The sequence below is a fragment of the Baekduia soli genome, from assembly GCF_007970665.1.
GTDB classification, from domain to species: Bacteria; Actinomycetota; Thermoleophilia; order Solirubrobacterales; family Solirubrobacteraceae; genus Baekduia; species Baekduia soli.
Genome location: NZ_CP042430.1, coordinates 1,084,098 through 1,096,293 on the forward strand (window position 1 = coordinate 1,084,098; position 12,196 = coordinate 1,096,293).

Consider the following 12,196-nt stretch of genomic DNA (forward strand, 5'->3'; position numbering starts at 1 on the left):
GTCCGCCCGCTCACGATGGGGACATCACGCCGGTTGCCGCCTATCGCAGCGTCAGCGAACACTTCAAGCACGAACAGCCTTGCTTCGGCGCGCTCAGTGCGACCAAGGGAGGCCCCGTGCCATAGCGCTGTCTGCTCAGCGCGTGGTGGGCTCTGAGAGGACCCGCAAGCATCCCACCACCATTAACGCAGCGCACGCGGCAACGGGCGTCGGCTGAGAACCGCCCGGCGGGTTCATCCCCAGATGTTCACCGTACGTGCCGCCCACGCTGTGGGCGGGGCAGACGCAGACGAGTGGTCCGGAAGATGAAGGCCGGGCCCGCGAGGCAAAGCACGACCTGGGCTCGCCGAAGTCTGCGTGCCAACCGACCGACCGGAACCCCACCCGGCCGTAGATCGTCAGGCAGTCAAGTCCCAGGGCGTGGTGTAGGAGTCGGAGCTCGTTCTTGTCGTTGCTGCGGTCGGCGGCTCAGGCCGCGAGGAGCTCTTCGACCTCCTCCTGATTGTTGGTGGTGATGGTCGTCTGATCCTGGGATTGGAAGAGAGGGGTCATCGACTTCTGGCTGATGTAGCTTCGCCCGACGAGCCATTCGTCGTTGGCTTCGATCGCGAGCATCGAGACCAGTCGGATCACCGAAGCGTCGTCGGGGAAGATGCCGACGACGTCGGTGCGGCGGCCGATCTCGCGGTTGAACCGTTCCAGCGGATTGGTCGAGCGGATCTTGGGCCAGTGCTCCTTCGGGCAGCTGTAGAAGGCCAGGACGTCGTCCTCGGCCTGTTCGAGTAGCCGGGCGACCTTGCCCAGCCTGGGCTCGAGCTGAGAAACGGCGTCGGCCAGCCGCTTGCGAGCTTCGGTGCCGTCGGGCGCGGTGAAGATCGAGCGGATCAAGGCGCCCAAGGCGTCGTGCTGTTCGCGGTGGGCGTGGCCGCGGAGGTCTCTGAGGAAGTGCACGGTGCAGCGCTGCCAGGGCGCCCCTAACACCTTGGCCAGCGCGTTCTTGAGGCCTTCGTGGGCGTCGGAGATCGCGAGCTGGACTCCGAGCAGCCCGCGGGCGACCAGGGACCTGAGGAACTCGGTCCAGAACGCTTCGGTCTCCGCGGCGCCGATGTCTAGGCCGATGATCTCGCGGCGGCCTGTCTCGTGGACGGCATGCGCGACAACAACGGCCTTGCGCTGCACCCGTCCGCCGTCGCGGACCTTCTCGATCTTGGCGTCGACGAACAAGTACGGGTAGCGGCCTTCGAGCGGCCGCTGGCGGAACGCCTGGACCTGCTCGTCGAGCAGGCCGGCGATCCGCGAGACCTCCGACTTGCTGATTCGCAGCCCGAGGCTCTCGACGAGCTGGTCGACGCGCCGGGTGCTCACGCCGCAGACATAGGCCTGCTGGACGACCGCGACCAGCGCCTGCTCGCTGCGCTTGCGCGGCTGCAAGAACGACGGGAAGTAGCTGCCCTGACGGATCTTGGGGATCTGCAACTCGATCTCCCCAGCCCTCGTGTCCCAACGCCGCGGCCGGTAGCCGTTGCGATGCGTCGCGCGATCCTCGGTCCGCTCGCCGCGCTGAGCGCCGATGAGCTCGGAGACCTCGGCCTCCATCAACTCCTGAGCGACGGCCTTGACCGACTCGCGGATCACGTCTGCGTGCTCATCACGAAGCACCTGCCTGACGACCTCCACGATCGTCATCCTGTCCTGACCGGCCATCGCCGGCCTCCCTTCCTCGTCGTTGCGTGAGAACTCCGACGAAGAATGAGCGCCGCGGTGGCCGGACCTACGTCCGTTCCGTCCGACCGGCTCCTACACCAACACTAGGGACGTGACCCGTCAGGCGCTCTGCTCCCCGCAACGGGGGCAGTGCGCCTGCACTCCCTCCGCATTTCCCTCCCATCCGTAAAACGCCTTGGGCCCCCCAGCCGCCCGCCGGGGCCTTCAGCCCGCGAGCGGTCGCTCTCATGCGCGCGTAGGCGCCTCGCGAAAGGCGCGAAACCATCGCGCGTCACCTGACGAAGGCGGTGGGCGAAGGGAAAGCGCAACCGCCCAGCGCTGGCCATGGTCCAGATCGGCGAGGAGGTCACACGCCGCGCTGCGCTCCCGGGACCATCGGGGCCCCGCGGACCATCTGCGTTCGGGATCCCGCGGCCCAGGCGACCGCCGTCGGCGTCCACGAGCGCGCTGCCGACCACCAGCGACAGGTGCGCGGCCGTGTGCAGCGTGCGGCCACTGGCCGACGATGTGGCGGCGGCGTCGGGAACGCCGTGTTCAGATCCAGGCGCGGCGGCGGAAGACGATGTACAGCATCAGCGAGATCGCCACCATCAGGCCCAGCGCATAGACGTAGCCGTAGTACCAGTGCAGCTCGGGCATGTGGTCGAAGTTCATGCCGTAGACGGTGCCGACGACCGAGGGCGCGAAGAGGATCGCGGCCCAGGCCGGGATCTTCTTGACCTCTTCGTTCTGGGTATTGGAGACCTCGCTGAGGCTCTTGGTCTCCAGCGTGAGGTTGACGTTGAGGATGTTCTGCAGCAGTTGGCGGAAGTCGTCGGCCTGCTCCTGCAGGCGCAGCGCGTGGTCCTCGACGTCGCGCAGGTATCGGCGCTCCTCGTCGTCGACGCCGGGGTCGGCCATGAGGCACTCCAGCATGGGAATGAGCGGGCGGATGGCGCACTGGAAGTGGATGACCTCGCGTGTGAGCTCGTAGATGCGGCGCGAGGCGTCGGTGCTGCCGTCGAAGACCTCGTCCTCGATCTCGTCGATGTCGTTCTCGACGCCGGCGACCACGGGCAGATAGTCGTCGACGACGCGGTCCATGATCGCGTGCAGCACCGCCACCGGTCCGCGGCGCAGCAGGTCCGGGCGGCCTTCCAGGTCGCGGCGCACCTCGCCGAGGTCGGGCGCCTCGCTGTGGCGGACGGTGATGACGAACTGCGGGCCGGCGAAAACGTGGACCTCGCCGAACTCGACGGTCTCGGTCTCGTCGATGTAGCGCGCCGGTCTCAGGACGCAGACAGGGTGTCGCCGTAGCGCTCGAGCTTGGGCCGCTGGTGGGCGTTGACCGCGTCCTCGACGGCGAGCTCGTGCAGGTGGAACTCCCGGGTGACCTCGGCGAACTCCTCAAGCGTCGGGCGGTAGAGGCCGATCCACGCGATCCCGTCGCCCTGCAGGCAGGCGTCGGCCAGGTCGGCCAGCTCGCCCGGCTCGGCGACGCGCCGACCATCGCGATAGATGGCGCGATCCACGATCACCGAGCCGAACATACCCGCGGCCCGGAAGTCGGCGTCGTCATCGGTGCGAGATCTGTACGCCGTGGTCCGGGATCTCCATGCGGCCCGCACGGTCCCGGGGCGATCGTGTGGACACCATGTTGTTGCAGTCCCTAACCCCGCGCCGTGCCAGCCGCCGGCGCCGCATGCTGGCCAGTGGCCTGGAGCAGGCGGTGCGCGACGCGCACGTCCAGAGCGGGTACTTCACGAGCCGGATCCCGGTGGCGCGCGACCGGGTGCTGATGTGCGAGCCCGACCTGCTGGCCCTGGCCGGTGTGCTGCGCTCGGGCCGGGATCTGCCGGTCGACGGCCTGGAGGCCGTCCATGCGCTGCTGACCGATGGTGCGGGTCCGCTGTACATCTGGGGCCTGGACCTTCCCGGGGCCGTGGCCGACGTCGAGCGGCGGCTGGGCCTAGCCTAAACGGGCCAGTTCAGATGTGGATCTGGGATCCGAGCGTGACGACGCGCTCGGGCGGCAGGTTGAAGTAGTCCGCGGGGCTGGCCGCGTTGCGCGCCATCGCGACGAAGAGCCGCTTGCGCCAGCGCGGCATGCCGTGCGGGCGGTCGGCGACGATCGTGATGTGCGACAGGAAGTACGTCGCGTGGTACGGGTTGAAGTGGGCCTCGCGCGTCCGCCCGCCCCGGCGCCGGCGGGCCAGCTCGGCCGGGACGTCGAGGCGGTCCTGGTAGCCGAAGCGCAGGGTGATGTGGCTGTAGCCGTCGTCGTCGTAGCCGAGGCCGTCGGTGTGCAGCCGCTCCTCCTCGGGCACGTGCGGCGTGTTGGCCGTCTCGATCGTGAGGATGACGACCTTCTCGGGGATGCCGTGGATCTGCTCGACCCCGACGCGCAGCGCGATCGGGGTCGTGTCGCGGCTCGGGTTCAGGTAGACCGCGACGCCCTGCAGGCGGGTGATCGGCGGGAACCGGTTGTGCATGTGCTCGACGAAGTCCAGCAGCGGCCCCTCGGCCGCGATGCGGGCGGCGGTGACGGCCTCGCGGCCTCGGTCCCACGTCGACAGCGCGGTGAAGACCGCCGCGCCGACGAGCAGGGGGAACCAGCCCCCGTGGAGGATCTTCGTCACGTTGGCGGCGAGGAACAGCACGTCGACGGTGACGAAGGCCAGCACGCCGGCCGCGATGGCCCAGCGCGGCCGGCCCCACAGCAGCCGCGCGACGACGAGGAACAGGATCGAGTCGATGAGCAGCGTGCCCGTCACCGCGATGCCGTAGGCCGTGGCCAGCCGCGCCGAGGACCCGAACCCGATGACGAGCGCGAGGACCGCCGCGAACAGCGCCCAGTTGACCGCGGGCACGTAGACCTGCCCGATCGTCGCGTCGGACGTGTGGCGGATGTTCAGCCGCGGAAGGAACCCGAGCTGCACGGCCTGCCGGGTCACCGAGAATGCGCCGGAGATCACGGCCTGGGAGGCGATGAGGGTGGCCAGCGTCGCCAGCGCGATCATCGGCACCCGGGCCCAGTCAGGGAGCAGCAGGTAGAACGGGTTGGTGATCGCGCCCGGGTCCTGGAGGATCAGGGAGCCCTGGCCCATGTAGTTGATGATCAACGCTGGGAACACCACCCAGAACCATGCCCGGCTGATCGGCTTGCGGCCGAAGTGCCCCATGTCGGCGTACAGCGCCTCGGAGCCGGTGACCGTCAGCACGACGGAGCCGAGCGAGACGAACGCGATGCCCGGGTGGGCGGCGAAGAAGTCCACGGCGTAGTGCGGGGAGAACGCCCGGAGGATCTGGGGGTGGACCGCGAGCTCGGCGACCCCGGCCGCGGCCAGCGCGGCGAACCAGAGCACCATCACCGGGCCGAAGAGCCGTCCGATCGTCTCCGTGCCGTAGCGCTGCAGGAGGAACAGCCCGACGAGCACGGCCAGGGTGACGGGCAGCACGACCGACGAGAGGCTCGGCGCCGCGACCTTGATGCCCTCGACGGCCGAGAGCACCGAGATGGCCGGGGTGATCATGCCGTCGCCGTAGAACAGCGCGACCCCGAACAGGCCGGCGGCGACGAGCGCGGCCTTGATGACGGGCCGGTCCAGCCGCACGCGCCGGATGAGCGCGACGAGCGCCATGATGCCGCCCTCGCCGTCGTTGTCGGCGCGCATGATGAACGTCACGAACTTGACCGAGACGATCAGCGTGATCGACCAGACGACGAGCGAGATGATCCCGTAGACGTCGCCCTGGGTCGCCTTGACCGCCCCGTGGTCGGCCGCGAAGACCGCCTGCAGCGCGTAGAGCGGGCTGGTCCCGATGTCGCCGAACACGACGCCCAGCGCGCCGAGCGCCAGCGCGGCCGCCCCAGGGTGGCGCCGCACCGTCGCCTTGACCGCTTCTGGCATGTCGGGCGGCAGCATAGGCCGCCGCCCGGGGTCGCGGATCCTGCCGGCACGGATGGCGTGCTCGGGGCCGCCGCCGACGACGCTTCTCTGCCCGGATGGCGACCCGCGCGGGTCGCCAGACGCCCAAGTGCCGGTGCGACAAGGCGGCAAGCAGCTGACGGTCTGATTCGGTGTGTCGCGAGCACCACAGCGCGTTTGGTCGAGAAGGGCGATGCCGCGCGTGCAGGCCGCGTGCAGGCACGGCGCCTTGGGGGCGGATGATCTGTCCCCGCGGTGCTTGATCGGGGTGACTGGTCCCGCCTTGAGGGGCCAGACAATCGCCTCTTGGGGCAAGCCAGATCGAATGAGAGCGAGCCGAATGATCCGTTCCGATGCTGCTCGTCTGCCTGGCCGGTGTTGGCTACCGCATCTGGGCGATAGGCCCTGGGAGCGCCGGCGTCTAACGTCCGCGGGCGTTGCTCCGGCCGCGGGAGCCGGAGGAGCGATGCGCGCGTCAGACGGGCCCGAACGACCTCGCCGGAGCAGACGGGAAGCGTTCGGGCTCTCTGACCGGCAGGAGTAGTGTTTGCTCATGACGTCGGCGGCACTTCGCAGGCTTCACAATCCGCGCGAACGCGTCTGTGGTTGTGATCCGCGGTGTTGGTGTCAGCGGACCGCGATCGGCCGGGCCATCAAGTGGTGGTTTCCCGCGCGGTTCTTCGGGATCGCTCACCAGCCGCAGGGCTCGGCGGCGTGGAAGCGCGGCCAGGACGCTGCCACCAAGACGTCTTGACGTCGCGCCCGGGGTGCGTGGGCAGCGATGACCTAGGGCGCAACGGCTGTCGCAGGCAGGACGTAGTAGTACGTGAAGTACGCCGGCGTTTGCCGGCCAAGGGTGGAAGACTCGATCGCGATCCGCTCGACCCACCCTCCCGCCGAGGCGACCTGCACATCGAGTGCGTCGATGTCGGCTCCGTCAACGGCTTCCCGGCGTCTGGCCACATGGCTCCCCGGCAGCGCGACGCCGCCGTGCAGCGGTTGCAGGAGATGAAGATGCGACACGGCGCGGAGGCTACGCCGCCGAAGCGCCTGACAGCGCGCGCCGGACTCGGGCCAGGAGGTCCGGCCGGCTAACTGTGCCCAGAGCACGCCGGCCTGCTGCCCAGACAAGACACCAGGACCTCGGCGGCGGCGTCGTGCCGTCCGCTGGGGCACGGACGCGCTCTGTCCTGACCGCAAACCAAGGAATGGTGATGGTGAACGATGAGCCCGTTCTCTGTCCCCAACTCTGTCCCCGATGTGCCTCTGTCCTCGGTCTTGTCGTCGCCTCGCGGGACGGAACGGGTGCTAGGATCGGCTCTGTAGAGCCAAATCGGATCGAATGAGAGTAAGCGGAATGATCCATTCCTGCGCTCATAATCCGTCTGATGGGGGTTCGAGTCCTCCCCGGCCCATGGCCGTCCTCGGCTTGCTCACCGCATCGCCAACAGATCCAACGCTCTCGGTCTGTTCTGATCTCGACGTTGACCGCCTCCTCTGTGTCGGGCCCACCACCGCACGCCCCTGGCTCCTCCATCTCCTGGGACTGAGTCCGACCACCGAGCCCGTCCTCGTTCCACGTCTCCATGTCGCGAGCGCACCCGAGATGCAGCAGAGCCTGGATGTCGGCCTATGCCGCGTCGCGACCGCGCAGGACGCGCGGACCAGGCCGGATCAGCACCGATGACCTCCGGCCGGGTCGGTGCCGGCGTCCCTCGTATGCGGTGGCGGCCAGCCCCTCTGCCAGCCGCCACCTAGTGTCGTGATGCATTAATTCGTGTGCATGTGGGGAGGGTGTGATCATGCCCTCCTCCGTGCTTGTGCCTGTCGAGTTGTCGGCCGTAGAGCGTGCGCAGTTGGAGTCGTGGACGCGACGGCACACGAGTGCGCAGGCGCTGGCGATGCGGGCGCGGATCGTGCTGCTGGCCGCCGATGGGCTCAACAACACCGAGATCGCCGGTGAGTTGGGGATCCATCGCAATGTCGCGGGCAAGTGGCGCTCGCGCTTTGTCGAGCACCGCCTCGACGGTCTGACTGACGAGCCCAGGCCCGGGCGGCCCAGGACGGTCACCGACGACCAGGTCGAGGAGGTGATCGTCAAGACCCTGGAGACCACGCCCAAGGACGCCACGCACTGGTCGACCAGATCGATGGCCCGCGAGGTCGGGCTGACGCAGTCGGCGGTGCTGCGGATCTGGAAGGCGTTCGGGCTGCAGCCCCACCGCCAGGAGACCTGGAAGCTCTCCAAGGACCCGCAGTTCATCGACAAGGTCCGCGACGTCGTCGGGATCTACCTCAACCCACCCGAGCGCGCGGTGGTGCTCTGTGTCGATGAGAAGTCCCAGATCCAGGTGCTGGACCGCACGGCACCGATCCTGCCCATGCTTCCGGGCACCCCACAGCGCGCCACGCACGACTACAAGCGCTCGGGCACCTCCAGCCTCTACGCCGCGTTGGACATCACCACCGGCAAGGTGATCGGCGCGCTGCACAGCCGCCATCGCGCGATCGAGTTCAAGAAGTTCTTGCAGACCATTGACCGCGAGGTCCCCGCCGACCTCGACATTCACCTGGTCCTCGACAACTCCTCGACGCACAAGACGCCGGCGATCCGCAACTGGCTGGCCGCCCACCCGCGGTTCGTCTTGCACTTCACCCCGACCTCGAGCTCGTGGCTGAATCTCGTCGAGCGCTGGTTACCAAGAAGCTACGCCGCGGCGCACACCGCTCGGTCGCTCAGCTCAACGCCGACATCCGCGCCTGGATCGACACCTGGAACGACGATCCCAAGCCCTTCGACTGGACCAAGACCGCTGACCAGATCCCCGACTCGATCACCCGCAACTGCCACCGAATTAACGAATCACGACACTAGCTTCCGACAAGCGGAAGGTGGGCGTCAAGCTCGATCACCCCGTGCTGCTCGCCGAGGCGCGGGTAACCATCATCGACGGCCTGCTCGCCTCAGCGGTGCTCGTCGGCATCACGCTCAACGCGCTAATCGGGTGGTGGTGGGCCGACCCGATCTCAGCGCTGGTCATCGTCGCCTACAGCGCGGGGGAGTCAGTCCACGCCTGGCCACGGCCCTGACGAGGGGCAAGCAGGGAGCCGCTCGTTCGGACTGACCGCGGCCGCGAACAGCCCAACATCGGCGAGCGGGTCGACTCCATCGTTGCTGCCGAGTCGGACTCCTGACCGGCTCGCAGCCCTGGGGCGATCTCGTCAGATCGACCAGATGCCCGCAGCGGAGGTAGGTGAGGGACGCCACGAGTCCTCGTCAAACGGCTCACCAGACGCCGAGCAGGACGATAGCGACCGCGGCCTCGGCCAGCGCGACTGTGGCTCCGAGGGTGTCGCCGGTACGCCCGCCGAGCCGTCCGCGCGACCACGCGGTGACGAGCACGGCGACGGCGGCGCTCGCCGCGAGTGCGCCCAGCCCGGGACCGATGCCGCCAAGCACGACGGCTGCGGTCACAGCGAGGACCGTGCCGGCCGCCAGGCCAAGAACCCCGACCTCGAAGCCGGACCCGAGGCCGTCGCGTCGGGCCGGCAGCGTAGCCGTTGCGTGCAGCAGCGCGGCCCAGCGACCGGTCGCGGCCATGACGACGAGTGCACGCACCATGTGCGTGCGGTTGAGCCCGGAGACGGCCGCGACAACTAACAACAACCACAACGCGACCGCGAGAACCCCGAACGTCCCCACGGTGGGTTCGCGCATCACGGCCAGGCGGCGTGCGCGGTCGCCGCGAACGCCGAGCCCGTCGGCGCAATCGGCCAGGCCGTCCTGATGCAGCGCGCCGGTGATGACGACGAGCATCACGACCGCGAGGACGGCGGCGACGAGGGGCCCGAGCGGGGGCTCGGCCAGGTAGGACACGACGCCGGCCAGTGCGCCGACGGCCGCGCCGACAGCCGGGAACCATCCCGCCGCCGTCCCCAGTGGCGGGACGGGCTCGCGCAGGCGCACCGGCACGATCGTCAGGAACGTGATCGCCAGGCCAAGCGCGGCAAGGGGTCGCCTCACCGCGGTCCCGACACGCCGGCCTCCGCGAAGGTCGCCATCTCGCGGTGCAGCGCGCCGGCGGCGGCGATCAGCGGGAGCGCGAGCAGCGCGCCGGAGGCCTCGCCGAGCCGTAGCCGGAGGTCGAGCAGGGGCTCCAGCCCGAGCTCGTCGAGTGCGAGGCGGTGGCCCTGCTCGGCCGAGCGGTGGCTGGCCAACACTCCCTCGGCCACGGCGGGGTCGAGCCGCGTGGCGGCCAGGGCGGCCACGGCCGTCGCGTAGCCGTCGAGCAGAACCGGAAGGCGCCGGTGCGTGGCCTCGAGCACGGCGCCGGTCAGCGCGACGAGTTCCAGACCGCCGACGGCGGCTAGCGCCTCACGCACGTGGAGGCCGGCGCCGTGGCGCTCCAGAGCGTCCCGAACGACAGCGCGCTTGCGCTGAAGCCCGGCGGCGTCCACGCCGGTGCCGCGCCCCACGGCGGCGGCCGGGTCCGCGCCGGTCAACGCGCAGAGCAGCGCGGCGGCCGTCGTCGTGTTCCCGATGCCGATCTCCCCGACGGCTAGGCAGCCGACCCCATCGTCGGCGAGTTCGGCCGCCAAGTCGGCGCCCGCCTGCAACGCCGCATCGACCTGTCCGGGGCTCAGCGCCGGACCGGCGAGGAAGTCCGCGGTGCCGGCGGCGACCTTCAGGTCGCGGACGCCGGGCGGCGTCGGACGGGCGAGCCCCACGTCGGCCACGAGCAGGGTATGGCCGCCCTGGCGCGCGAGCACGCCCGCGGCGCTCTCGCTGCGGGCGGTGGCCGCTGCGACCTGCGTCGAGACGTCGCGATCGAAGAGGCTGGTGCCGTGGATGATGTGCCCGTGGTCGGCGGCGCACACCAGGACGCCCGCGCGCAATGCGGGCGGCGGCGCTGCGCCCGTGATGGCCGCCCAGCGCTCGATGAGCGCCTCGAGCGCCCCGAGGCTGCCGGCGGGCTTGATGAGCTGGTCGGAGCGGTCGCGCGCGGCGATCGCCGCGATGCGGTTCGGTCCCCGAGCCGCATCGAGAAGGGGTGCGGCGTCGTCGTCGCGCCAGCGCTCCTCCATGACGACGTCGGCGAGCGGCAGGCGTGCGCCCCAGCCCGCGGATTCCAAGCCCGGCCGGACGGGCCGTTCGTCGGGCCAGCCGAGGCAGAGGTAGGCCAGCGGCTCGACCCGTGCCGGAATGCCCAGCAGCTCACGCAGGTCGGCGGGCCGGTAGAAGCTCACCCAGCCGACACCTACACCTTCGGCGCGGGCGGCCAACCAAAGGTTCTCGATCGCGCAGGCCGTGCTGTAGACGTCGGTCTCGGGGATCGTGCCGCGACCCAAGATCTCGACCCCGGGATCGCCGTGATCGCAGCAGACCACGACGCCGAGCGGCGCCTCGACCACGCCCTCGATCTTCTGGTCCAGGAACTGCCCGGCCTGGGCGTCGAAGCGGTCGGCCTGGCGCAAGCGCTCGCGCTGGGTCAGCCGGCGCACCTCCATTCGCGTGGCCACGTCCCGCACGAGGATCAGCCGCCACGGCTGCATCAACCCGACGGACGGAGCCCGGTGAGCGGCCTCGAGGATCCGCTGCAGCACGTTGGCCGGCACCGGGTCGGGACGGAAGCGGCGGATGTCCCGTCGCTCGGCGATGACCTGATGCACGGCGTCGCGTACCGCATCGGGGTAGCGCCAGCCGGTCGGATCGGCCGCGCGTTCGGCGGCGCGTGAGGCGTCGAAGCCGGACGGCGTCGGCGGTCGGAGCAGGCGGTCCTCGGCATCCACGGCGTCGAACAGTAGAGTGCGCCTGGTACGCGCGGCGGACGAGGAATCCGGTGGAAGTCCGGGACGGTCGCGCCACTGTGACCGGGCCGTCAGGCCTGGGAGTCAGAAACTCGGCCGCTGCGGACCCTTCGATGACGGGACGCCCGATCCCGTGGAGGACACGATGCACCCGGTGATCGCAGCGTGAGACGGCTGGTGGTGGTGCGCCACGCACCGACCGAGGCGACGCGCGCGTTCGCATTCCCGGCCGACGAGCCGCTCGACGACCGCGGTCGGTCTGCGGCGTCGGCGCTCGCAGCGTCGTTGCCGTCGGGCTACGACATCCTGAGCAGCCCCGCACGTCGCTGCCTGGAGACGATCGAGTGCGCCGGGCTGGCGGCGCCGACCGTCGACCCCGCCTTGGCCGAGTGTGACTTCGGATCGTGGGCCGGACAGAGCCTCGACACGTTGACCGCGACCGATCCCGACGCGGTCCGCGCTTGGATGACCGACCCCGGCGCGGCGCCGCACGGCGGCGAGAGCCTCGTCGAGTTCGCAGAGCGCATCGCCCGCTGGCTCGACGATCAGGCGCAGCGAGACGGCAGCGCTGTGGTCATCACCCACGGCGGCGTCGCCAAGGCCGCGGTCGTCCACGCGCTCGGCGCGCCGCTTGAGGCGTTCTGGCGCATCGACGTCGCCCCGCTCGCCGTCACCGAGTTGCACGCGCACGACGGGCGCTGGACGCTGACGCGCACCAACACCACCTCTCCGACGGCGGCAGCGGCGTGATTGCC

General features: G+C 70.1%; 8 protein-coding genes, 2 pseudogenes and 1 riboswitch. Of the genes and pseudogenes, 4 read left to right on the top strand and 6 right to left on the bottom strand.

Annotated elements, in window-relative coordinates; genetic code table 11:
- Positions 1-468: 468 nt before the first annotated feature.
- Positions 469-1,704 (bottom strand): IS256 family transposase, encoded by a 1,236-nt coding sequence (locus tag FSW04_RS05060; protein ID WP_228430507.1) that lies wholly within the window; start codon positions 1,702-1,704, stop codon positions 469-471.
- Between the two features lie 555 nt (positions 1,705-2,259).
- Positions 2,260-3,254, bottom strand: a pseudogene (corA, locus tag FSW04_RS05065) (magnesium/cobalt transporter CorA).
- A gap of 152 nt (positions 3,255-3,406) precedes the next feature.
- On the opposite strand from corA, the gene FSW04_RS25670 reads away from it, so the two are divergent.
- Entirely contained in the window at positions 3,407-3,682 is a 276-nt protein-coding gene (locus tag FSW04_RS25670; RefSeq protein ID WP_187369260.1) for a hypothetical protein, read from the top strand.
- A gap of 10 nt (positions 3,683-3,692) precedes the next feature.
- Here FSW04_RS25670 and FSW04_RS05075 read toward each other — a convergent pair whose 3' ends face one another.
- Together FSW04_RS05075 and FSW04_RS05080 are read right to left on the bottom strand one after the other, a co-directional pair.
- Positions 3,693-5,615 (bottom strand): potassium transporter Kup, encoded by a 1,923-nt coding sequence (locus FSW04_RS05075; protein ID WP_228430903.1) that lies wholly within the window; start codon positions 5,613-5,615, stop codon positions 3,693-3,695.
- Positions 5,616-6,419: 804 nt separating this feature from the next.
- On the bottom strand, positions 6,420-6,656 hold the full coding sequence (locus tag FSW04_RS05080; RefSeq protein WP_146916917.1) for a hypothetical protein: 237 nt from the start codon (positions 6,654-6,656) through the stop codon (positions 6,420-6,422).
- A 779-nt stretch (positions 6,657-7,435) separates the two neighbouring features.
- On the opposite strand from FSW04_RS05080, the pseudogene FSW04_RS05085 reads away from it, so the two are divergent.
- Positions 7,436-8,508: pseudogene (locus FSW04_RS05085) on the top strand (IS630 family transposase).
- 17 nt (positions 8,509-8,525) lie between these two features.
- Complete coding sequence (locus FSW04_RS05090; protein WP_146916919.1) at positions 8,526-8,723, top strand: hypothetical protein; 198 nt, start codon at positions 8,526-8,528, stop codon at positions 8,721-8,723.
- 196 nt (positions 8,724-8,919) lie between these two features.
- Here the strand turns inward: FSW04_RS05090 and cobS are convergent, their stop codons facing one another.
- Together cobS and cobT are read right to left on the bottom strand one after the other, a co-directional pair.
- Positions 8,920-9,657, bottom strand: coding sequence for an adenosylcobinamide-GDP ribazoletransferase (cobS, locus tag FSW04_RS05095; RefSeq protein ID WP_146916922.1), 738 nt, complete (start codon positions 9,655-9,657; stop codon positions 8,920-8,922).
- Positions 9,654-11,423, bottom strand: a complete 1,770-nt coding sequence (gene cobT, locus FSW04_RS05100) for a nicotinate-nucleotide--dimethylbenzimidazole phosphoribosyltransferase (RefSeq protein ID WP_228430905.1) — start codon at positions 11,421-11,423, stop codon at positions 9,654-9,656. Before cobT ends, cobS begins: the two co-directional genes overlap by 4 nt.
- A 6-nt stretch (positions 11,424-11,429) precedes the next feature.
- Positions 11,430-11,555: riboswitch (cobalamin riboswitch) on the top strand.
- A gap of 51 nt (positions 11,556-11,606) precedes the next feature.
- Here cobT and FSW04_RS05105 point away from each other — a divergent pair.
- Positions 11,607-12,191, top strand: coding sequence for a histidine phosphatase family protein (locus FSW04_RS05105; RefSeq protein WP_146916924.1), 585 nt, complete (start codon positions 11,607-11,609; stop codon positions 12,189-12,191).
- Positions 12,192-12,196: the final 5 nt, after the last annotated feature.